Origin of the sequence: Pseudomonas sp. PGPPP4 (assembly GCF_002256045.1) — a bacterium.
GTDB classification, from domain to species: Bacteria; Pseudomonadota; Gammaproteobacteria; order Pseudomonadales; family Pseudomonadaceae; genus Chryseomonas; species Chryseomonas oryzihabitans.
In genome coordinates, this window is the sequence record NZ_NKID01000008.1 from 75118 (window position 1) to 98813 (window position 23696).

18 protein-coding genes are annotated in these 23696 nt (G+C 60.1%); all 18 read left to right on the forward strand.

Annotated elements, in window-relative coordinates; all coding sequences use genetic code 11:
• Positions 1 to 18: 18 nt before the first annotated feature.
• The 18 genes from flgE (at position 19) to CFE50_RS15355 (ending at position 23401) form a co-directional block, all read left to right on the forward strand.
• A complete protein-coding gene (gene flgE / locus CFE50_RS15270) occupies positions 19 to 1329 on the forward strand; it encodes a flagellar hook protein FlgE (RefSeq protein ID WP_187697125.1) in 1311 nt (436 codons plus the stop codon).
• Positions 1330 to 1479: 150 nt separating this feature from the next.
• Positions 1480 to 2220 carry a flagellar basal body rod protein FlgF gene (locus tag CFE50_RS15275; RefSeq protein WP_169853497.1) on the forward strand — a complete coding sequence of 247 codons (741 nt, stop codon included), beginning with the start codon at positions 1480 to 1482 and terminating at the stop codon, positions 2218 to 2220.
• Between the two features lie 46 nt (positions 2221 to 2266).
• Positions 2267 to 3052, forward strand: coding sequence for a flagellar basal-body rod protein FlgG (flgG, locus tag CFE50_RS15280; protein WP_145008913.1), 786 nt, complete (start codon positions 2267 to 2269; stop codon positions 3050 to 3052).
• Between the two features lie 26 nt (positions 3053 to 3078).
• On the forward strand, positions 3079 to 3774 hold the full coding sequence (gene flgH / locus CFE50_RS15285) for a flagellar basal body L-ring protein FlgH (protein ID WP_169853498.1): 696 nt from the start codon (positions 3079 to 3081) through the stop codon (positions 3772 to 3774).
• Positions 3775 to 3785: 11 nt separating this feature from the next.
• On the forward strand, positions 3786 to 4889 hold the full coding sequence (locus CFE50_RS15290) for a flagellar basal body P-ring protein FlgI (protein ID WP_169853499.1): 1104 nt from the start codon (positions 3786 to 3788) through the stop codon (positions 4887 to 4889).
• A 13-nt stretch (positions 4890 to 4902) separates the two neighbouring features.
• The gene (gene flgJ, locus CFE50_RS15295) at positions 4903 to 6165 is read left to right on the forward strand and encodes a flagellar assembly peptidoglycan hydrolase FlgJ (RefSeq protein WP_286734721.1); all 1263 of its coding nucleotides are present in this window, start codon (positions 4903 to 4905) and stop codon (positions 6163 to 6165) included.
• A gap of 9 nt (positions 6166 to 6174) precedes the next feature.
• Entirely contained in the window at positions 6175 to 8184 is a 2010-nt protein-coding gene (gene flgK / locus CFE50_RS15300; RefSeq protein ID WP_169853501.1) for a flagellar hook-associated protein FlgK, read from the forward strand.
• A 15-nt stretch (positions 8185 to 8199) separates the two neighbouring features.
• Positions 8200 to 9789 carry a flagellar hook-associated protein 3 gene (locus CFE50_RS15305; protein WP_169853502.1) on the forward strand — a complete coding sequence of 530 codons (1590 nt, stop codon included), beginning with the start codon at positions 8200 to 8202 and terminating at the stop codon, positions 9787 to 9789.
• A 17-nt stretch (positions 9790 to 9806) separates the two neighbouring features.
• On the forward strand, positions 9807 to 10457 hold the full coding sequence (locus CFE50_RS15310; RefSeq protein ID WP_169853503.1) for a TIGR02466 family protein: 651 nt from the start codon (positions 9807 to 9809) through the stop codon (positions 10455 to 10457).
• A 48-nt stretch (positions 10458 to 10505) separates the two neighbouring features.
• Positions 10506 to 11837: a UDP-glucose dehydrogenase family protein gene (locus CFE50_RS15315; RefSeq protein ID WP_169853504.1), complete on the forward strand. Its 1332-nt coding sequence runs from the start codon at positions 10506 to 10508 to the stop codon at positions 11835 to 11837.
• 118 nt (positions 11838 to 11955) lie between these two features.
• Complete coding sequence (gene rfbF, locus CFE50_RS15320; protein ID WP_169853505.1) at positions 11956 to 12726, forward strand: glucose-1-phosphate cytidylyltransferase; 771 nt, start codon at positions 11956 to 11958, stop codon at positions 12724 to 12726.
• The gene (rfbG, locus tag CFE50_RS15325; protein WP_169853506.1) at positions 12723 to 13802 is read left to right on the forward strand and encodes a CDP-glucose 4,6-dehydratase; all 1080 of its coding nucleotides are present in this window, start codon (positions 12723 to 12725) and stop codon (positions 13800 to 13802) included. The genes rfbF and rfbG overlap by 4 nt, the downstream gene beginning before the upstream one ends.
• Complete coding sequence (gene rfbC / locus CFE50_RS15330; protein WP_169853507.1) at positions 13793 to 14344, forward strand: dTDP-4-dehydrorhamnose 3,5-epimerase; 552 nt, start codon at positions 13793 to 13795, stop codon at positions 14342 to 14344. Before rfbG ends, rfbC begins: the two co-directional genes overlap by 10 nt.
• The gene (locus CFE50_RS15335; protein WP_286734726.1) at positions 14341 to 15564 is read left to right on the forward strand and encodes a class I SAM-dependent methyltransferase; all 1224 of its coding nucleotides are present in this window, start codon (positions 14341 to 14343) and stop codon (positions 15562 to 15564) included. The genes rfbC and CFE50_RS15335 overlap by 4 nt, the downstream gene beginning before the upstream one ends.
• Positions 15561 to 16676: a DegT/DnrJ/EryC1/StrS family aminotransferase gene (locus tag CFE50_RS15340; protein WP_222932991.1), complete on the forward strand. Its 1116-nt coding sequence runs from the start codon at positions 15561 to 15563 to the stop codon at positions 16674 to 16676. The genes CFE50_RS15335 and CFE50_RS15340 overlap by 4 nt, the downstream gene beginning before the upstream one ends.
• Positions 16673 to 17338 carry a NeuD/PglB/VioB family sugar acetyltransferase gene (locus CFE50_RS15345; RefSeq protein WP_286734729.1) on the forward strand — a complete coding sequence of 222 codons (666 nt, stop codon included), beginning with the start codon at positions 16673 to 16675 and terminating at the stop codon, positions 17336 to 17338. The genes CFE50_RS15340 and CFE50_RS15345 overlap by 4 nt, the downstream gene beginning before the upstream one ends.
• Positions 17328 to 18095 (forward strand): cephalosporin hydroxylase family protein, encoded by a 768-nt coding sequence (locus tag CFE50_RS15350; RefSeq protein WP_420893579.1) that lies wholly within the window; start codon positions 17328 to 17330, stop codon positions 18093 to 18095. Before CFE50_RS15345 ends, CFE50_RS15350 begins: the two co-directional genes overlap by 11 nt.
• Positions 18096 to 18226: 131 nt before the next feature.
• On the forward strand, positions 18227 to 23401 hold the full coding sequence (locus CFE50_RS15355; protein ID WP_169853511.1) for a glycosyltransferase: 5175 nt from the start codon (positions 18227 to 18229) through the stop codon (positions 23399 to 23401).
• Positions 23402 to 23696: the final 295 nt, after the last annotated feature.

Here is a 23696-nt window from a genome sequence, read left to right on the forward strand (position 1 = left end):
CCGGACAGGAGTAGTATTATGAGCTTCAATGTCGGCCTCAGTGGCCTGAATGCCGCTAGTACGGATTTGAACGTGACTGGTAACAACATCGCCAACGTGGGCACCACAGGCTTCAAGTCCTCGCGTGCCGAATTCGCCGATGTCTATTCCAGTTCTATGTATCTGGGCTCCAGCGCCAATCAGCCGGGCGCCGGCGTACGCACGGCCGCCGTCGCCCAGCAATTTACTCAGGGCAACCTGACCAGCACTGGCAACGCATTGGATCTTGCCGTCAACGGCAGCGGATTCTTTGTGGTGAACAACAACGGTTCAAACCTCTATACCCGCGATGGTACTTTTAAGACCGACTCCTCCGGCAACATCGTCAACGCCTCGGGTTACAATTTGCGGGGCTATGCCGCGGACGCCGATGGCAATGTTATCAGTGGCGTCGCCACCAATCTGAAGATCGACACCAGCAACCAGGCGCCCAAAGCGACCACCAAGGATACCGAGGTATTGAGCCTAAACTCCTCGGCCACGGTGCCCACTACCACGACCTTCAGCCCGAGCGATGCGACTAGCTACAACAACTCGACGTCAACCAGCATCTACGATTCCCAGGGCAACGAACACACCCTGACGTATTACTACGCGAAGACCGATACCAATAGTTGGAACATGTACACCTTGGTCGACGGCCGCAACCCGGCCGATCCGACGTCTACCACGCCGCTGACTAACACTCTGACGTTCGATAGCACTGGCAAGCTCAGCGCAAGCGGTGGGACGGGTCTCACCGTTAGTAGCACCGGCAAGTTCGTCTTGAACAATTGGGTGCCGGCAACAGTGACCAACGCGTCTACCACACCTAAAACTTACGGTGCCAATGGGGCGTCTGCTGCCACGGGCGGCATTGCGATCGATATGAGTAGCACCACTCAGACTTCGACCGCCTTCGCTGTTACGAGCAAGTCGCAGGATGGTTACACCACTGGTCAGCTGTCGGGACTTACCATTGATAGCGAAGGCAAGCTCTATGCGTCTTTCACTAACAGCCAATCCAAGGTGATCGGCCAGGTAATTCTCGCTAGTTTCACCAATAACCAAGGTCTGACGCCATTGGGCGGCAATACCTTCGCCCAGTCTTCGACGTCCGGCCAGGCGGTAGTGGGGACTCCGTCTTCCGGGACTCTAGGCACGCTCACCTCGGGCTCACTAGAGGATTCTAACGTGGATCTGAGTTCCGAACTGGTCAATCTGATCGTGGCCCAGCGTAACTACCAGGCCAACGCCAAGACGATCGAGACGGAAAACACGCTGTCCCAGACCATCATCCAGATCCGCTAACGGTTCTTTGACGGTCGCTGTGAAAAAGCCCTCCTTGCGAGGGCTTTTTTTCTTTTAAATCAACGGATTGTTAAGAGTGGCACGTGCCTTGCTAAAAAGGTCTGGACAGTTTCAGACCCCTGGCGATACCCATCGCCCTGCGAGGACCCTATGGACCGATTGCTATATCTCGCCATGACTGGCGCCAGCCAGAACACCATGGCCATCCAGGCGCACTCCAACAACCTCGCCAACATCTCCACCAGTGGCTTTCGCCGGGATTTCGAGCAGGCTCGCTCCATGCAGACCTTCGGCGAGAGCTACCCCTCGCGGGTCTATTCCATGAGCGAGCGGCCAGGCACTGACTTCACCCCGGGCACCCTGCAGGAAACCGGTCGGGATCTCGACGTGGCCATCCAGGGCAATGGCTGGATCGCGGTGCAAGGCGCCGACGGCAAGGAAGCCTACGTCCGTACCGGCAGCCTCAAGGTGGACGCCCTGGGCATGCTGCGCACCGGCAACGATTTGCCGGTCCTCGGCAATGGTGGGCCGATCGCCGTGCCGCCCAATCAGCAGATCGAGATCGGCCAGGATGGCTCCATCACCGTTCGCGGCGCCGGGGAAAACACCAATGCCCTGGCGGTCATCGATCGCATCAAACTGGTCAATCCGGACCCGAAGAATCTCGAAAAGGGCCTCGACGGGACCATCCGTACCAAGGACGGCAAACCCGCGACGGCGGACGCTGGCGTCCAGGTGGTGTCCGGTTTCACCGAGTCGAGCAACGTCAGTGCGGTGGAAGAGATGACATCGATCCTCTCGCTTTCGAAGCAATTCGAACTGCAGATCAAGATGATGAAATCCGCCGAGGACAACGACGCGTCCATGGCAAAGGTTTTGCAATTCAGCTGATCGAACGCTGTTGACGCCTGATTCCCGGCGCCGAAGGAGAAAAACGATGATTTCCGCCCTCTATGTCGCCAAGACTGGTCTGGCCGCTCAGGACACCAACCTGACGACCATCTCCAACAACTTGGCCAACGTCTCGACGACCGGCTTTAAGCGCGACCGCGCCGAATTCCAGGACCTGCTCTATCAGATCCGTCGCCAGCCCGGTGCGCAGTCCACCCAGGACAGCGAGCTGCCCTCGGGCCTGCAACTGGGTACCGGTGTGCGCATCGTCGGCACGCAGAAAACCTTTACCCAGGGCACCCTGCAAACGACCGAGCAGCCCCTGGACATGGCCATCAATGGCCATGGGTTCTTCCAGGTCCAGATGCCAGACGGCACCGTCAATTACACCCGCGACGGTACCTTCCACCTCAATGCCGACGGCCAGATCGTCACGGCCAATGGCTTTCCGGTCGAGCCCGCCATCACCGTGCCCGCCGATACCCAGACCTTCACCGTTGGCCAGGACGGCACCGTCTCGGTGACCCAGGCCGGATCCTCGACCGTTACCACCATCGGCACCATCCAGACCGCCCAGTTCGTCAACCCGGGCGGCCTGCAGGCCATGGGCAACAACCTGTTCGCCGAGACCACCAGCAGCGGCGCGCCCCAGGTTGGTACGCCGGGCAACAATGGGTTGGGCACCATCCAGCAAAACACCCTGGAAACCTCCAACGTGAGCACCGTGGAAGAGATGGTGAACATGATCACCACCCAGCGCGCCTACGAGATGAATTCCAAGGTCATTTCTACCGCCGACCAGATGCTCGGCTTCGTCACCCAGAATCTGTAACAGATGCCCCTGCGAGGTAGCGCTCCATGAATCGTCTCTTTGCCGTCGCTCCGCTATTCGGAGCGCTCGTACTCGCAGGATGCGTAGCCCCGGCCGCCAAGCCGGACGATCCCTATTACGCTCCAGTGTTGCCGCGCACACCGGTGCCGGCGGCGCAGAACAACGGCGCCATCTTCCAGTCGGGGTTCGAACAGAACCTCTATACCGATCGCAAGGCTTTCCGCGTGGGCGACATCATCACCGTCACCCTGCAGGAAAAGACCCAGGCCAGCAAGAACGCCAGCTCCGACATCGCCAAGAACAGCAAAGCGACCCTCGGCCTGACCTCCCTGTTCGGCGCCAAGCCGTCGATTCCCAATCCTCTTTCCGACGGCGACCTGAGCTTAGACGCCGGCTATTCGGGGACTCGCTCTAACACCGGAAAGTCAACTGCGGCCCAAGGCAACAGTCTGACCGGTTCCCTTACCGTGACCATTGCCGAGGTGCTGCCCAACGGCATTCTGGTGGTCCGTGGCGAGAAGTGGTTGACGCTCAACACCGGCAACGAGCTCATGCGCATCCAGGGCATGGTCCGCGCCGACGATATCGCCACCGACAATACCGTGTCGTCTACTCGCGTGGCCGATGCCCGGATCACCTACTCGGGGACTGGTTCCTTCGCAGATGCGAGCCAACCTGGGTGGCTGAGCCAGTTCTTTGGCAGCGCCCTGATGCCGTTCTGAGGATGATCGTCATGCGCAAGACCCTGTTCGGCGTGTTCGCCCTGCTGCTGACAATGCCCTTCGCCCAGGCTGAACGTCTCAAGGACATCGCCAACATCCAGGGCGTACGGACCAACCAGCTGATCGGCTACGGTCTGGTGGTGGGCCTGCCCGGGACGGGTGATCAGACCACCCAGACGCCTTTCACCATCCAGACCTTCAACAACATGCTGGCGCAGTTCGGCATCAAGGTGCCGGCAGGAACGAGCTCGGCCCAGCTCAAGAACGTGGCGGCGGTTTCCATCCATGCCGATCTGCCAGCCTTCGCCAAGCCTGGCCAGACCATCGATATCACCGTGGCATCCATCGGCAACTCAAAGAGCCTGAGAGGCGGCAGCCTGCTGCTGTCACCGTTGAAGGGGATCGACGGCCAGATCTATGCCATCGCCCAGGGCAACCTGGTCGTTGGCGGTTTTGACGCCGAAGGCCGCGATGGCTCGAAGATCACCGTCAACGTTCCGTCGGCGGGACGCATTCCCAATGGCGCCACGGTCGAGCGGCCGGTACCGAGCGGCTTTGATCAAGGCAACAGTATCACGCTGGACTTAAAACGCAGCGACTTCACCACCGCCAAGCGCATCGTCGACAAGATCAACGAGACACTTGGCGCGGGTGTTGCATCCGCTGTTGATGCCGGATCGATTCGCGTCACGGCGCCGGTGGAACCTAGCCAGCGCGTCGACTACATCTCGATCCTGGAGAACATGGAGGTGGATCCGGGGCAGGAGGTGGCCAAGGTCATCGTCAACTCCCGCACCGGGACCATCGTCATCGGGCAGAACGTCAAGGTGTCGCCGGCCGCAGTGACCCAGGGCAGCCTGACGGTGACCATCAGTGAAGACCCCCAGGTCAGCCAGCCCAATCCCCTGTCGGGTGGGCAGACGGTGGTGACGCCCCAGTCGACCGTCAAGGCCAAGCAGGAGGCCAAGCCGATGTTCAAGTTCGGTCCAGGAACCACCCTGGACGAGATCGTGAGAGCGGTGAATCAGGTGGGCGCTGCACCCAGCGACCTGGTGGCCATTCTCGAAGCGCTGAAACAGGCCGGCGCGCTGCAGGCCGACCTGATCGTAATCTGATGGAGTAATGGCGATGACTGCACGCCTGGGCGGGACTTTCGATTCGGTAGATTCCGGTGCCTATACCGACCTGAACCGCTTGAACAACCTCAAGAACGGGGCTGATCGCGACAGCGAAAGCAACGTCCGTAAGGTCGCCCAGGAGTTCGAGTCGGTGTTCCTGAACCAGATGCTCAAGTCGATGCGCTCGGCCAATGAGGTGGGCGCTCAGGACAGCCCGTTCAACAGCCAGACCACCAAGCAGTTCCAGGACATGTATGACCAGCAGCTTTCGGTCAACCTCGCCAAGAACGGGGGCGGCATCGGTCTTGCGGACATGATGACCCGGAGCATGCTCAAGGATACCGGCAAGACTCCGTCGACCGAGGTCCCGGCTACCAAGGCCGTTCCGGCTACCGGCAACACCGCTCAGGCAAGTGCCAGCGTGGCGATGGACATGCGTCGCGCCCTCTGGGATGGCAAGGCCTCGCAGGCAGCAGCGGTTGCCAGCTCGAACGGCGGTGCCAGTACCAGCGAGCGCAAGGACGTGTCGGCGCTGCTGAATTCCCGCCGTCTGGCCATGCCCAGCAAGGCCAGCGCGGCACAGAGCCAGGAGGCCCTGCTGGCCGCGGCGGCCAATGCCGCCAATGGCAACAGTGCGACGGCCGCCAATGCCACCAACTGGAAGGCCGTGCAGCAGTTGGGCACCTCGGCCGCGACCAGCGTGAGCGGCAGCGCCCGGCTGAATAGCGGTAGTGTTGCACCGCTAGGGCAGACCGCGGGCAAGTCGGTATTCCGGACGCGTCAGGAGTTCGTCGATACCATGCTGCCCATGGCGCAGGAGGCAGCAAAAAAGATTGGCGTGGATGCCCATTACCTGGTGGCTCAAGCCGCGCTTGAAACCGGCTGGGGCAAGTCCATCATCCGCGAGCGGGACGGCAGCACCAGCAACAACCTGTTCGGCATCAAGGCCCATTCGAGCTGGAGCGGTGACGTCGCTACCACCCTGACCACCGAATACCGCAATGGCAAAGCGAGTAAGGAAGCCGCGGATTTTCGCTCCTACGATTCCTTTAAGCAGAGCTTCGACGACTACGTGAGTTTCCTGCAAAGCAACGATCGCTACGGCAAGGCGCTGGCCAAGAGCGGCGACTCCAGCCAGTTCATGCACGAGCTACAGCGTGCCGGCTACGCCAGCGATCCGCAGTACGCCCGCAAGGTCAGTCAGATTGCACGGCAAATGAAGAGTACCTACGAAAACATCGCTGCGGTCGATACCTCGGTAAAGCGTACCTAAGGACAATCCATGGCCAGTCTCATTTCCATCGGTCTGTCTGGACTGCAGGCGAGCCAGACGGCGCTGAGCACGACGGGCAACAACATCACCAACGTCGACACTGCCGGCTACTCGCGGCAGCTGACTTCGCAGAGTGCTGCCGCCGCGCAGAACGTAGGTTTGGCCTACGTTGGTACCGGAACTACCGTGGCCGACGTGCGTCGGGTCTACAGCCAATACCTGACCACCCAACTACAAAGCGGCACGGCGCTGGACAACGAAGCCCAAACCTATGTCACGGCTGCCAAGTCCGTCGATTCGTTGCTGGCCGATAGCACCACTGGTATCAGTACCGCGCTGAGCAGCTTCTTCTCCTCGCTGCAGACCGCTTCGGCGACACCGACCGACAGTGCGTCGCGCTCGTTGGTACTGACCAGCGCCACCACGCTCAGCCAAAGATTCAACTCGCTCTACAGCCAGCTGTCGGATCAGAACAGCTATGTCAATACTCAGCTTTCTTCTTCGGCCACTCAGGTCAACACCCTGGCCAACAAGATCGCCCAGTACAACCAATCGATTACTGCCGCTTCGGCCAATGGCGCTACGCCCAACTCCTTGCTCGACGCCCGGGACCAAGCGATCACCGAGCTCAACAAGTTGGTAGGTGTCTCGGTGGTCAACCAGGACGGCAACTACAACGTCTATATTGGTTCCGGCCAACCGTTGGTGGTGGGAGGGACTGTCAGCACCCTGAGCGCACAGGCAAGCACTGGCGATCCGTCGCAGTTTTCATTGACGCTGCAGATGCCAAGCGGTACCTCCGTCGACGTAACTGAGGCCATCACGGGCGGGTCGATGACCGGCATGGTTCGCTATCGCGACGAAATCGTGAATCCATCGTTGAACGCCTTGGGTAGGCTAGCGCTAGTGGCCTCGGATGCGATCAACAGCCAGCAGGCTCAAGGTCTTGATCTTGACGGGACTTTTGGCACCAAGGTATTTAACGACATCAACAGTGCGTCCGCCGTTGCTTCTCGCAGTATCGGCCGTGCTACCAATAGTGATACCTATGCCAACCTCAACGTGACCATCGCCGATAGCAGCGCCTTGGGTACCAGCGACTACAAGGTGGTCTTCACTAGCGCGACGGATTACAGCGTCACCCGATTGTCCGACGGTAAGGATCTGGGCAGCCATAGTCTCAATACGTCACCGGCGGACGAGATCGAGGGCCTACAGTTGGGACTGCGTACGGGTAGCGTAACGGCCGGCGACACCTTCACCGTGCAACCCACCCGATTGGCGTCGAATCAGATCAAGGTCGCCATGACTGATGCCAATGACCTGGCATTCGCGGCTCCGCTGGCTGCTACCAGCAGCGCCAGCAACATCGGGACTGGTACGGTCAGCTCGCCGACCCTGACGACCAAACTCAGCGTCTATGACAGCACCTCGGCGAGCAACCTCGCTACCAGTGTACAGAACGCCATGCCGGTCAAACTCAAGTTCGCTGCGGCCGCCAGCGATGGTAGCCAGGGTTACACGGTCTACGACGCCAGTGGCAACAGCATAGGCACGGGCTCCATCGTCGCCGGCCAAAGCAACAAGGTAACGGTGAGCATCGCTGCTAACGGCTCGACGGTGCCCAGTGCCTTCGATTTTCAGGTAACGCTTGCCGGTAATCCCTCCAACGGAGATACCTTCAGCGTGGCATTCAACACCAGCGGTAGCTCCGATAACACCAATGCGCTGTCGTTGCTGGGGCTACAGACCTCCGCCACGGTGGGCACTGCCAGCATGACCAATACCTATAGCAGCCTGGTGGAAACGGTCGGCGCCCAAACCAGCCAGGCGAGCCTGGACGCCAGTGCTACCTCAGCCATCCTGACCCAGGCGCAGACCAACCAATCTTCGGTATCTGGCGTGAACCTGGACGAAGAGGCGGCTAATCTGATCAAGTTCCAGCAGTACTACACCGCCTCGGCCAAGATCATCGAGATCTCTCAGACCGTGTTCAATACCTTGATTCAAGCCTTCTGATAGGGGACGCCGGCCATGCGTATCTCGACTTCCCAGATGTTCACCTCCAGCACCACGGGCTATTCGAATGGCTATTCCAGCCTGACCAAGACCATGGAGCAGATCTCTAGCGGGGTACGCATCCAGACGCCGGCGGACGATCCGGTCGGCTCGGCGCGGCTATTGCAGCTTGAGCAGCAGAAAACCTTGCTGACCCAGTACAGCGGTAATATGACCACGGCCACCAACGCCCTGACCAACCAGGAGTCCGTGCTGTCAACCATCACCAACGTGCTCCAGAATGCCCGGATGCTGGCGGTGCAGGCTGGCAATGGATCGCTTACCGATGACGATCGTAGCGCCATCAGCGACCAGCTTGGCGACATCCAGGATCAGCTGTTCTCGCTGATGAACAGTAAAGATGCTAGCGGCAACTACATCTTCTCCGGTAGCAGTGGCACCACCCAGCCGTTCGTCAAGAATCCCGACGGCAGCTATAGCTACAAGGGCGATCAGAGCACCCTGTCGGTCCAGGTGGCGGATACCCTTAATCTCGCCATCAGCGACAATGGCTGGAGTACCTTCGAGAGCGCCAAGAACGCGGACTTAACTACCTCCAGTTTGACATCCAACCCCAATGTCGATGGCACCCAGCGGGTCTTCCTCTCCCAAGGAACGGTAACAGACGAGAGCGCCTTCAATAGCAGCTATCGCAGCGGTGCGCCCTATACCCTGAACGTCATCAGCAGCACCCAGTTCAAGATTCTGGACGGCAGCGGCAATGACGTGACCAGCGAGGTGAGCGGCAACGGCACTTACGAAACCACTACCGGCGATGCCGTGACCGTCAAGTTTCGCGGTGCGGAGCTGGCGCTGGACGTCTCTCTTAAGTCCACGGACGACAGTGCGGATACCAATTCGTTGGTCTCGGGTTATAGCTTCAGTTTCGGCGTCAAGCCGGAGACCTTTACCGTCACTCGGAGCGCGACCAATACCTCCACCGCCCAGATCACCGGAGGTACGGTCAGCAATGAAACGGCTTACAGCACGACATTTCCCAGCAATGGGGTCCTGCTCAAGTTCACCTCGGCTACCGACTATCAAGTCTATGCGCTGCCCACCAATGCTAGCAGTAGCGCCTTGTCGAGCGGCACTCTGAGTGGCTCCTATCCAGCCACCCTTACCGTAAACGGCGCCCAATTCAGCGTGAGCTCGGCGGCTGCCAGCGGCGACGAGTTCACCTTGGGCGGCAGCAGCAACCAGACACAGAACGTCCTCGATACCATCAAGAATCTGCGCACGGCGCTGGATACCTCCACCACCAACGATCCGCAGGCCCAGCTGAATATCCGCAGTGCCGTTGCCTCGGCCATCACCAACCTCGACAACGGCATGAACCAGGTCTACAAGACCACCTCCTCCCTGGGTGCTCGTCAGCAGACCATCACACTGCTCACCAGTGAGAACCAGAGTCTGTCTTTGTCCAATACCACCAACCAGTCGTCGATCCGCGACACCGACATGGCCGAGGCGACCTCGAAGCTCACCTTACAGCAAACCATGCTCGAGGCCGCCCAGGCCGCCTTTGCCAAAGTTTCCCAGCTAAGCTTGTTCGACAAGATCTGAAAGGGAAGCCAGCTGTCATGAGTCAGCCATTCGATACGGCCAGCATCGAGATCAAGAAGCTCTTCGTCACGCCGCTAGCGCAACTCGTCCATCCCGATGCCGCGCGGCTCAATGCCGAACTCAGCGCGATGATCCTGGCACGCCGCGAACAGGACGCCGGGACCCGCCACAGCAACGAGGGCGGCTGGCAATCGAGCCATGACTTCGACAGCTGGGCAGGTTCCCCGGGAGCGGAGCTCGCCGCCTTCGCCCGGGCCTTCGCGACCCAGCTCACCGCCGTCCACTCCGCGGAGCACGGCCTCATCGAACCGGCCTTCGAGTGGCGCTACAACGCCTGGGCCAACGTCAACGAAGCCGGGCAGGGCAATGCCCTGCATGGCCACCCCGGGGCCTTCTGGTCAGGCGTCTATTGGGTAGACGATGGTGGCGCCCAGGACGCCGATTGCGCCGGCGAATTGGAGTTCGTCGACCCACGTGGGCTGATGCCTTCGGTCTACAACCCCGAATTGCGCATGCGTATCGAAGGCTGCCTGACAGCGGGCTACTCGACCACCGTCACGCCATCCAGCGGCACCTTCGTAATGTTCCCGTCATGGCTGATGCATGCTGTACGTCGCTTCAAAGGTGCGCGGCCCCGGATTTCGGTGGCGTTCAATTTCGGTGTGTAGCCGTCCAGCCGGCCGGTGCCTGCTCTTTCTTATACTGCAGGGGATCTCATGAATATTTCCATTTTTGGCGCTGGCTATGTCGGGCTAGTACAGGCTGCAGTGCTTGCGAGTGTCGGACATCAAGTGCTTTGTGTCGATATTGACCAAGCCAAAGTTGAGGGGTTGAATCAAGGGATTATGCCGGTATTTGAGCCAGGCCTTGGAGGAATGGTGCGGGCCAACCTCGAAGAGGGTCGCCTGGCGTTCTCAGCCGATCTGGGCAGCGCCGTGGCTCACGCTCAAGTTCAATTCATCGCCGTAGGCACTCCCTGCGATGCCACCGGTGACGCCGATCTGAGTCAGGTGAGGCAGGTTATTGAGCTGATCGCCAATCGAATGGATAGCGACCAGACGGTCATTAACAAGTCCACGGTACCGGTAGGCACCGCCGATGAGATGCGCGTGCGTTTCGCCGAGATACTCGCGGGTCGAAGACGTGAGGACTTGCAGGTCGAGGTGATCGCCAATCCGGAGTTTCTCAAGCAAGGCGCCGCAGTGGCGGATTGTCAGCGCCCTGATCGAATTATCGTCGGTGTGCACAGCCCCCAAGGCGCCCAGCTGCTACAAGAACTCTATGCACCCTTCAATCGCAACCACGAAAAGATCGTGCTGATGGACCTGCGCAGTGCGGAGCTCACCAAGTACGCAGCCAACGCCTTCCTCGCCACCAAGATCTCCTTCATGAATGAGATGGCCAATCTGGCCGAGCATTTTCAGGCCGACATCGAGCTAGTGCGCAGGGGCATAGGTGCCGATCAGCGGATTGGCTACGACTTCATCTATCCTGGTTGTGGCTATGGCGGTTCCTGCTTTCCAAAAGACGTTAAAGCACTTTGCGCTGCTGCCAAGGCGGTCGGTGGGACAACGGCTATCCTGTCGGCAGTGGAAGCTGTCAACCAAGCACAGAAGCGTCGCCTATTGGACAAGATCGATGCGCACTACGGCGACGCCGTAGCAGGTAAGACCTTCGCCGTCTGGGGGTTGGCGTTCAAGGCCAACACCAACGACATGCGCGAAGCTCCTAGTCGGGACGTGCTCGAAGGGCTCTGGGCGCGCGGCGCGCGGGTGCAAGCCTTTGATCCCGAGGCCATGGATGAATGTCACCGACTTTATGGCGAGCGCCCTGACCTCAGGCTCTGCGCCAATCAGCAGGAGGCCCTGAGCGGCGCCGATGCGCTGGTGGTGGTGACGGACTGGACCCGCTTCAAAGCGCCGGATTTTGCCGTGCTCAAGCAAGAGCTCGCTGATGCCCTGGTGTTCGATGGCCGCAATCTCTACGAGCCGTCGCTCATGGCCCGCCATGGCTTGCGCTACTATGCCATCGGCCGGCCGCAAGTGTAGATTCGGCAACTCGGCCACTTTGAACTACGCTGTTCAAAAAGGAAGCAGGCCTGGTCGACTTCTTGCTTAGCTTCCGTCACCGTCTATGGCGACGACAGGGAATTGGCGCAGGCGTCCTATGAAAGCAGTGATCTTGGCGGGTGGACTCGGCACCCGGATCAGCGAAGAGTCGCATTTGCGACCCAAACCCATGATCGAGATAGGTGGCAAGCCAATTATCTGGCACATAATGAAGACCTATTCGGCTCACGGGATCAATGATTTCGTGATCTGTCTGGGCTACAAGGGCTACGTGATCAAGGAATACTTCGCCAACTACTTCCTGCACATGTCCGACGTCACCTTCGACATGGCAGAGAACCGCATGCACATCCATCAGCGTCATGCGGAGCCTTGGCGGGTGACCTTGGTGGATACAGGAGAGGAGACCCTTACCGGCGGCCGTTTGCGGCGGGTTCGTGAGCATCTGGGCGAGGGCACCTTCTGCTTTACCTATGGCGACGGGGTGACCGACCTCGATATCAGCGCCTTGCTCGCCTTCCATCGTGCTCATGGGCAGGCCGCGACCATTACCGCCATCCAGCCGCCCGGACGCTATGGTGCGCTCGAGCTGGGAGAGGGGGCGGTGCTGCGCTTTCAAGAAAAGCCCGCTGGGGATGGCGCTTGGATCAACGGCGGCTATTTCGTATTGGAACCGGAGGTGTTGGACTACATCGACGGGGACGACTGCAGCTGGGAGGGCGCGCCGCTGATTCGTCTCGCCGCCGAGCAACGGCTCATGGCTTATGAACACCAGGGTTTCTGGCAGGCCATGGATACTCTGCGTGACAAGAATCAGCTGGAGGATCTCTGGAGTCGGCGGCAGGCCCCTTGGAAGGTGTGGAAATGACCGCCTTCGGCGGCCGCTATCGTGGCCGGCGCGTGCTGGTGACCGGCCATACCGGCTTCAAGGGCAGCTGGCTGGCCGCCTGGCTACAGCGCCTAGGCGCCGAGGTGTACGGGTACTCCCTGGCTCCCGCTAGCGACCAGGCACACTGGCATGCGCTGCAGCTGTCCATTGATGCCACCGAGGGCGATCTGGCTGACGCCGAACGGCTCACCGCATTGATAAGGCGCAGCCGGCCAGAGATAGTTTTTCATCTGGCCGCCCAGCCTCTGGTGCGGAAATCCTATGCCGAGCCCCTCGTGACGTGGGCGACTAATGTCATGGGTACGGCGCATCTGCTCGAAGCCTGTCGCCACGAGTCGGCGGTTCGGGCGATCGTCGCGGTAACCACCGATAAGGTGTATGCCAACCGGGAATGGAACTGGGGATACCGGGAAATCGACGCGCTGGGTGGACATGATCCCTACAGCGCGGCCAAGGCGGCCATGGAGTTGCTCTGCGACAGCTATCGGCAGGCGTTCTATGCCGCTAAAGACGGTCCTCTGCTGGCTACCGCCAGGGCTGGAAACGTGATCGGCGGCGGCGACTGGTCGGTGGATCGCTTGCTGCCTGATGCCTGGCGGGCCCTAAGGCGCGGAGAAGAGTTGCAGATCCGCTCGCCCAACGCCATTCGTCCTTGGCAGCACGTACTAGATTGCCTCTCCGGCTACCTGCTTATCGGTCAGCGCCTGCTCGAGGGGGACAGTGAGGTGGCTAGAGCTTGGAACCTGGGGCCAGCCGTGACAGACACGCGCCGGGTAGCCGAGGTACTCCTGGCATTGACTCGGCATTGGCCCGAATTGCGCTGGCGGGCCACAGATGGCGCTGGGGAATTGCACGAGACGGGGCAGTTACAGCTGGACAGTGCCCAGGCGAGAAGCCGCCTGGGCTGGCTGCCGGTATGGACCTTTGACCAAGCTTTGACCGCCACCGCCGAGTGGTATTGGCAACAGGCCAGCGGCCGGCTCCTGACCTTCGACCAACTCGACGCCTATCGGACGGCCGCTACCGGCGCTGTCTGGACTCGCCCATGCAACTGACGACCACCGCTTTGGCAGGAGTGCTGGTAGTGGAATTTCCCCGACTAAGCGATGCCCGTGGCAGCTTCGGCCGAATGTTCTGCGCCCAGGCGCTGAGTCAGCCTTTGGCGGGGCGGCAGATCTTGCAGATCAACGGCTCCCACACTGTAAGCCGCGGCATGGTGCGCGGCTTACATTACCAGCGTGCTCCCCATGCGGAAATGAAACTGGTGCGCTGCCTGCAGGGACGCGTCTGGGACGTGGCGGTCGATCTGCGCCGCGGCTCTCCTACTTTCCTGCACTGGCATGCTGAAGAACTATCGGCTGAAAACGGTCGGCTGCTGGTGATTCCGGAAGGCTGCGCCCATGGCTTCCAGGCCCTGGAAGATCACAGCGAGCTGCTCTATCTGCACACGGCCGCCTACCAGCCTGCCGCCGAGGGTGGGGTCGCCGTGGATGACGCCCGGCTTGGCGTGTGCTGGCCTCTGCCAATCCGAGAACTCTCCCCCCGCGACCGTGCACACCCCCCCTTGACCGAGGATTTCGAAGGGCTCGATCCATGAACTGCCGCCACTGCCAAGCACCCCTGACGCAGCGTTTTCTCGATCTGGGCTTCGCCCCGCCCTCAAACGCCTATCGCGACCTCGCGGATCTGACACGGCCCGAGGTCCACTATCCCTTGCGGCTGCAGGTCTGTACCCACTGCTGGTTGGTGCAGACGGAAGACTACGCGCAGGCGGAAGCGCTCTTTGCCGACGACTACGCCTACTTCTCCTCGACCTCCAGCAGCTGGTGTGCCCATGCCGCCCGCTACGCCGAGACGATGATCGGGCGACTCGCGCTAGGAGCGGAAGCGTTGGTCATGGAGGTCGCCGCCAACGATGGCTATCTGCTGCGCAACTTCGTGGCCGCTGGCATCCCTTGCCTGGGCATCGAACCGACGGCGAGCACCGCACGGGTCGCCGAGCGTCAGGGCATTCCCATCCTCCAGGAATTCTTTGGCCGCGCACTCGGCGAGCGCTTGCGTCGCGAAGGTCGGCAGGCGGATCTTCTGATCGGCAATAACGTCGTGGCCCACGTACCCGATATCAACGACTTCGCCCAAGGGTTGGCGCTGGCGCTCAAGCCCCACGGCCTGCTTACCCTAGAGTTTCCGCATTTGCTGCAACTGCTAGAGCAAGGGCAATTCGACACCGTCTATCACGAGCACTTTTCCTACCTCTCGCTGCATACCCTGCAACGCATTCTCGACGCTGCCGGACTACGCATCCACGATGTTGAGGAGCTCTCAACCCACGGCGGGAGTTTACGTATTCATGCTGGCCACGCCGCGGCAGCGCCCGAGCCGAGCCTGCGGGTAGCGCAGTTACTGGCGCGGGAAAGAGCTGGGGGGCTACAGCGGCTAGAGACCTATCTGCATTTCCAGGCGCGGGCCGAGGCGGTGAAGAACGCCTTTTTGACTTTTTTGCTCGAGCAGAAGCGGGCTGGACGTACCATCGCCGCCTATGGCGCAGCGGCTAAGGGCAATACGCTGCTCAACTACGCGGGGGTAAAACCCGATCTGTTGCCTTTCGTATGCGATGCGGCGCCCTCCAAGCAGGGTCGACTGTTGCCAGGCAGCCATATACCGATTCGCCCGCCTGGCGAACTAGAAACGGCCAAGCCGAACTGGGTATTGATCCTGCCCTGGAACCTCACCGCCGAGATCGTCTCTCAACTGGCCGGAATACGGGCCTGGCAGGGACGTTTCGTCACCGTGATCCCCACCCTGGAGTTGCATTGATGCGCATTCAGTACACCCAGCCTTCCATCACCGAGCTGGAGGTCGCCTACGTCACCGACGCCGCCCGGTACGGCTGGGGCAGCGAGTGCTATGCTTACATTCACCGATTCGAAGACGCGTTCCGGCGACATCTAGGGGTCGCCCAGGCCCTGGCCACTTCCAGTGCCACGGGTGCACTGCACATGGGGCTCGCCGCCTTGGGCATCGGTCCGGGTGACGAGGTTATCCTCGCCGACACCAACTGGATTGCGTCAGTAGCACCCATCCTTTATTTGGGCGCCACGCCAGTGCTCGTGGATATCCGCCCCGACACCTGGTGCCTCGATCCAGTCCGCGTAGCCGAGGCAATCACGGCGCGCACCAAAGCCATCATCGCCGTGCATCTATATGGTAATCTGTGTGAACTGGATGCATTGCTCGCCCTCGGTAGGCAACACGGCATAGCGGTGGTCGAAGACGCTGCCGAGGCGCTTGGGTCGGTCTATCATGGACAGCGGGCCGGCAGCCTGGGCACCTTTGGCGTGTTTTCCTTTCATGGCACCAAGACCATGACCACCGGAGAGGGCGGCATGTTCGTGACCCAGGACGCTGCGCTCCTAGAAAAGGTCGCGACACTGGCAAATCATGGTCGCGCGGCGGTCCAGAGCCGCCAGTTCTGGCCTGAAACGCTGGGCTTCAAATACAAGCTGTCGAACATTCAGGCGGCGCTTGGCTGCGCCCAAGTTGAAAGACTCGATGAGTTGACCCAGCGCAAGCGGCAGATCCTCAGCGCTTACAAGGCGCGCCTCGCCGACCTTGGTGGCCTTGCCTTTAATCCCGAGCGCCCCGGCGAGATTAATGGCGCCTGGATGCCGACATTGGTCTTCGACCCTGCCTTGGGCATCACGCGCGAATGCTTGCTGGAAACCTTCGCGGCAGCCGATATCGATGCGAGGGTGTTTTTTCATCCTTTGTCGAGCCTTCCCCCCTTTGGCCGTCGCGAGCCGCAACCCATCGCGAAAGACATCGCCGGTCGCGCTATCAATCTGCCCAGTTTCCACGACATCACTGAGGCCCAGCTCGACCGGGTATGCCAAGTCGTCCGCAACCTGCATGCACGCTCCGCCTCATGAGCACGCCGGAGTTACTCCTGCTCGGCGCCAACAATCCTGAGGTCGCTGCACAGGCGCGGGCGATGATGGCGGCCGGAACAGCGCGCATTCGGGGCTTTCTCGACAACGATGCCAGCAAGCAGGGTCGCGATTTCCATGGTTTCACCGTGCTGGGGGGAACGGCGGATTTGGGTAGGCTCGGCTCTGCCCAGGTGGTTAACGTCATCACGCGCGATACCCGCACCCGCCATAGCACAACCCTGGAACTGCTGCGGGCAGGAGCGAGGCTCGGTCAGTTCATCCATCCCGAGGTGTTGGTAGACGACGTCGAACTCGGTGCGGGAAGCTATCTGCAGCGCGCGGCCATCCTGCAGGCGGGGGTCCGGCTCGGTAGTAACGTCAGCGTCAGCGCTGGAGCATTCATCAATCATGAAACCTGGCTAGGGGACTCGGTGTTCGTCGCCCCGGGCGCCAATCTATGCGGACTGGTAAGGGTAGGTACCGGCGTGTTCATCGGTGCCAGCGCCGTGATCCTGCCACGCTTGCAACTGGGCGCTTGGTCAACCATAGGCGCGGGCGCAGTGGTGACCCGAGACGTACCAGCCGGTGCGATTGTGGTGGGCAATCCCGCCCGCGTGATCGGCTATCTAGAGCTTCCGGAGGAAACATTGGATGACAGCTAGAAAACCAAATCCACACGTCGATTTTCGGATGGAGTGCGAGCACAACGCTGCCGTTGCTGCGGCAGATCCGCTCCTGAACCAGCAAACGCGTGATTGGTTCCTGCAGAGTTGCCGGCACAGGTATTCCTATAATTTCACCTGGCTGGGGCGACCAATTATCCAGTATCCCCAGGACATGGTGGCGCTGCAGGAGTTGGTGTGGAACGTCCGCCCGGACCTGATCGTCGAGACCGGCATAGCCCATGGTGGCTCGCTCATCCTTAGCGCATCGCTCCTGGCGCTGCTTGATCTCTGCGAGGGGCGTACGGACCCGCGGCGCGTGGTCGGCGTGGACATCGATATCCGCGAGCACAACCGGCAAGCAATCGAATCTCATCCGTTGAGTTCACGGATTACGCTGATCGAGGGCTCTTCTGTTGCCCCGCAGATCGTTGAACAGGTACAGACGCTGGCGGCCCAGGCCAGCTGCGTATTGGTCATACTCGATTCCAACCACACTGACGAACACGTCTACCAGGAGCTGCACGCCTATGCGCCCTTGGTGGCGATCGACAGCTACTGTGTGGTTATGGATACCGTGGTCGAATTAATGCCGGACGAGTTCTTCGCTGATCGCCCATGGGGCAGGGGCAATAGTCCGCAGACAGCTGTGCATCGCTATCTTGCCGAGCATCCAGAGTTTGTGATCGATAAGGCGCTGGAGAACAAGTTGCTCATTAGCGTGGCTCCCGAAGGTTACCTCAAACGCATCGGCTAGCGGCTCGGGCGAGGCCTTGGCGAGCATATTGCTTGAGGGTTCCTGAATTAGGGCGGCGTCAGTACTCTGACGTCGCCAGCATTGCCTTTGATCGTTCGACGGCTTGATTGCCCATCCCTTCAGGAGTGTCCATGGTCCTTGCAGAAAACAGCGTTGTCATCAGCATCCCGGTGTACAACGAAGCCGCTTTCATCTTGGACACCCTGCGTTCGCTTGCGGCCCAGACCAATGGTGATTTTCGCGCGCTGGTGGCCGACAACGCGTCGACCGACGGTACCAGTGTGATCTGCCAGGGGTTTTGCGACAGCGATCCCCGATTTACCTATGTTCGCCACTCTGAGAACCTAGGAGCCGCCGCCAATTTTCAGTTTTGTCTGGACCATACGCGCAGCGACTTCTTTATGTGGCTGGGCGGTCATGATCTCATCGAGCCGGAGTTTCTCGCCGAAACCCTGGCTCGGATGCGGACCGACGAACGCATCAGCCTGGTTTACTGCCATACTCGCTGGATCGACGAGGACGGGTTGACCTTTGCCCAGAGCAATGGTGGCAACTACATCTTCGCCGAGCCCTTGGCCGCGCATGAACGTTATTTGAGGCTGCTGCACGCCCTAGATCGATGCGAACCGATCAATCAGCTCATCCGACGCTCCTGTATCGATCTTCCGGTAAGGCCGGTTGTCAGCACCGATCTTGCCTTTCTTTGCCATATCGCCGCCCACGGTCCCTTCGTGCGTGTCGACAAGCCCCTCTATGTTCGTCGCGACTGGCGCGAGCGGCACACCACTGCGATGGAGAGGATCACCGGGCGCCAGAGCACAGCGCACTATCATGAACTCAGTGCGCTCTTCATCGAAAGCATCGCCACCCACCGCGATATCGATCCGGCCCGTAAGCCGCAACTCATCGTCCAGGTCCTGAGCTGGTTGGATCAGCGTTTCCAGGTGTTCAGTGCGCCGCCCGCGGTGCCAGCCTTGGTGCCGCCCGCTTCCAGCTCCCAAGTACTGGGGCCGGCGCCTTTTTTCAGCGTGGTCATGCCAGTCTACAACCGCGAGCGTTATGTGCGCGAAGCCATCGAATCGGTCCTGGCGCAAAGCGATCCGGATCTCGAGTTGCTAGTGGTGGATGACGGTTCCACCGACGGTTCCCTGGCTATCATCGCGGCCATTGAAGATCCCCGGCTGCGGCTCATTCGCGCCGACCATGGCGGCGGTGCCGCGGCACGTAACCGTGGTATCGAAGCGGCCCGCGGTGAATTTATCGTATGGGTCGATAGTGACGACCGCCAGGCACATGGCGCTCTAACTGCTTTGCGCGAGGCCAGCCAGGCTTTTCCCGATGCGGATGTTCTCTATGGTGACCTAGAGATCTTCGATGACATTCAGCCAAGCAAGCTCTGGCGTACCCAATATCCCGATTTCTACGGTCAGTCGCTGTTGCCCATCCTGATCCGTGGCAATTGCTTGCCTAATCCAGGGACTGCGGTTCGCCGAGCGCTTTATGCTCAATACGGTGGCTATGACACTGCGTTCGTCCGCTGCCACGACTTCCAGATGTGGACCCGGCTTGCTGATAGCGCGCGGTTTAAGAAGGTGGAAGCCGTACTTTGTCAGTGGCGCCAGCACGGCGAAAGTCTGTCCAGTGCCAAGACGCGAGCTTTCGAAGCCAAGGTTGCGCGGGATATGTTCGATCGCTATCCCGTGGAGCGAATTTACCCGGATCTACCTGGCGGTGACGAGGGGCAAGCGCTGGGCTTGGTGCGATTGAGTGAGACGCTGGAGGAACTCGGCGAACTCGCTGCCGCACTACGCACGGCTCACGAAGCGCAGGTCTACGGGGCGAATGTCACAGGTCGGATTCAGGTATTGGAAGATACCGTTGGTACAGACTACGAGCCGACGTTCAGTGTCATCGTCACCACCTTCAACCGGCCGGACCTGCTGGAAGACGCGCTGGCAAGCCTTGAACATCAGACTTTCCGTGACTTCGAGATCATTCTGGTGAACGACCGGGGCATGCCGGTAGAAGCCTTGCTCGCGCCACTGTCAGTACCGGTAAGCTACCTTCGCAAGGGGCGCAATCAAGGGCTTTCCGCTGCCCGCAATTCTGCCCTGCGACTGGCCCGAGGCCGCTATGTAACCTATCTCGACGATGACGATCTCTATCGTCCTCACCACCTTGCACAGCTGGCGCATGCGCTTCGGCTAACGCCGGACGCAGTGGTCTACACAGGTGTCGAGTATGTCATAGAGCGTCTTGAGGATGGAAAGCGTCATGAGATAGAGCGACTCCAGCCCTACCGGCATGAGCGATTCGAGTCGGAGCGGCTGTTCGTCCAGAACTACATTCCAGTCAACACCTTCGCCCACCCGCGCATGGTACTTGCGAGCATCGGTGGGTTCGATGAGTCCTTGACCGCTTTCGAAGACTGGGACCTTTTGCTGCACCTGGCAAAGCGCTTGCCGTTCTACCACGTGCCGGAGGTATCAGCGGAAGTGCATATGCGTCAGTCCGGCACAACGGACCACATGCTCGGGCGTGAGCAAAAGAACTTTGGCGCCCTTTACCAGCGCCTCTATCAGCGTCATGGAAATCTGGGCAATGCTCAGGTCGCTGCCGAACAAGATGCCATGCTGGCCCGGCTAGGTATAAGCCGGAGCGGATCGAATAGTATCGACCTATGGATGGAGACGCGTCGGCCTACCCGGATTCAACAAGAGCTGATCGCTGCCCATCTGGCCGTGCGCCACGCCGACCTGTGTCTGGGCATTGTAATTCTGGACCAGGACGGTGACGTCGAGGCGGTAGGGCTGACGCTGGAAAGTCTGCGTTTGGAAAGCCAGGTCGGTCCTCGGATCAGAGTCATGGTGCTCACCCAGGCCGCCACGCCGCAGGACGCTCTGGCGGACTGGCCGAGTGTCGAGGTGCGGTCCGGTTGGGGCTCCACTTGGGTGCCGGCCTACAACCAGGCAATCCGGGACATGGATAGCCACTGGTGCCTGCTAGTCAAGGCTGGCGAAACCTTTACCCATAGCGGATTACTGCTTTGTGCGCTCGAGTTATTGGAGGCGCCAGATTGTCGAGCCATTTATGCCGATGGTCTCCAGCGCGGCGGTACGGGTGCGCTGGAGCTCATTCTCAAGCCCGATTTCAACCTTGATCTGCTTTTGAGCTTTCCCCGCGGCCTGGCGCGCCATTGGCTGTTGCGGCGCGATCTACTGCTGGCGGCGGGTGGCTTCACCGAAGCGGCAGCGGACGCCGCTGAACTCGATTTCCTCTTGCGTCTGGTCGAGGAGGGTGGGCTGGCAGGCCTCGGTCATGTATCCGAGCCGCTACTGATCAGTGATGCCCTGAAAGTTGTTCCGCGCACCGAAGAGCGTGAGGCCATCCTTCGACACCTGCGAGCACGGGGCTATGACCACGCTGAGGTGCTAGATAGCCTCCCGGGTTGCTATCGACTGCACTACAACCGTGGCGAAAAACCCAGGGTTTCCGTTTTGATTCCAGTGCAGGATCGTCTTGCTGCAGCACAGCGCTGCGTCATGAGTGTGCTGGAGCAAACCCAGTACGAGGACTACGAAGTACTCCTGCTGGACAACGCTGGTACGCAACCAGCCGTCCGTCAGTGGTTGCTAGGCATTGATGAGCTGGCAAGCGCGAGGATCCGGGTACTGCGCAGTGAAGAATCCCTTGAGCCGGCGGCCTTGCTAAATGCTGGCGCTGGCGAGGCGACGGGAAGCTATTTGGTCATCTTGGACCCGCTCAGCGCGGTTTTCCGCAAGGATTGGCTGGAAGCGTTACTCAACCATGCGCTGCGTCCAGAAGTTGCGGTGGTCGGTGCCAAAACCGTAGATGCCGATGGGCGCATCACCCATGCCGGCGTCATTCTCGGGCTGCAGGGTGTGGCTGGACGCGCTTTCGTAGGAGAGCCGCAGGATTCCCCGGGCTACATGAACCGGCTGCAAGTCGATCAGAACTACAGCGCCGTCTCAGGTGGCTGCTTCATGATCCGGGCGCAGTCTTTCCAGGAGATAGGCGGCTTCACTGAGGACCCTCTCATGCGAGAGGGGGCGGACCTGGATCTGTGTCTGCGCTTGGGCGAGGCAGGTTATCTGATCGTCTGGACACCTCACGCGGTACTGTTGCACGGCGCTGATCCCGTCAAGCAGACCGTTGAGTTCCAGGATCATTTCTACGCGCGATGGTTGCCTAGGATCGCACGCGATTCCGCCTACAATATCAATTTGTCGCTGGTGCGGGCGCCTGGCGGCTTCACTCTCACCGATACCCAGTTGAGCTGGAAGCCGTTGGTCTGGCGCCCTGTCCCCGTCGTCATGGCTCATTACGCCGATACCTTCGGCTGTGGTCACTATCGTCTCATCCAGCCCTTCCATGCCCAGCGCGAGGCCGGACTCATCGAGGGAGTGATGACCCAGCATCTAATGCACGTAGCCGACCTGGAGCGCTATGCGCCCGATGTCGTAGTGCTGCAGCGTCAGATTGGTGATGAGCGACTGGAGGCGATGCGTCGCATGAAGCTCCTTTCCAAGGCCTTTACCGTCTATGAACTGGACGATTACCTACCTAATTTGCCGTTGAAGAGCATTCACCGCGAAGATATTCCCAGGGACATCCTGCGGTCGCTACGCCGTGCTCTGAGCTATACGGATCGCTTCGTGGTCTCTACAGAGCCCTTGGCCGAAGCCTTCGCCGAACTTCACCCGGACATTCGTATAGCACCCAATCGGCTAAATTTGGAGTGGTGGGGAAATTTGCCCGTTAGCCAACGAAAGACCTCTACCAAGCCTCGGGTAGGCTGGGCCGGAGGTGCCGGGCACACCGGTGACCTGGAGCTACTGCACGATGTGGTCAGGGACCTTGCGGATGAGGTTGACTGGGTTTTTCTAGGCATGTGTCCGCCTTCTCTACGTCCTTACGTCAAGGAATTTCACGCTGGCGTGGAGATAGGCCACTATCCAGCTCTGCTTGCCAGTTTGAATCTGGACTTGGCGTTAGCGCCGCTTGAGTACAACCAATTCAACGAATGCAAAAGCAACCTGCGCTTGCTCGAATACGGCATCTGCGGATTTCCAGTTGTATGCAGTGATCTACGCTGCTACGCCGGTAATCTACCCGTCACGCGAGTGAAAAATCGCTATCGCGACTGGGTCGATGCGATCCGTATGCATGTGAGCGATCTCGACGAATGCGCTCGGCAGGGAGATGTGTTGAGAGAGCAGATACGCAAGGACTGGATGCTGGAAGGTGACAACCTGCAAGAGTGGTATCGCGCTTGGCAACCATGACGCTTTGGCGTCTGCGCTCACGAGCAAGCACGCTGCCGGCATTTGCCGGCAGCGTGCTTTTTGGCGCCTGGAAAATTCGCGCGACAGACATTCCCGCTCAAGATCCCGGTATTTCGGCCGTTATAGGGGGCAGGCAACTTTTTGTTGCTCAGTCAAACGGTTTTTGCTCGGCATAGTAAAAAAACGCTTTTCCGCCTAAAGCAAATGCCTTTCCGGACGATAACCATATCGAAGGTTCTCCAGGTCACATCGGGCGGTCCCCATGGCCAGGAGCTAAAGCAGTAGCCTAATCCAC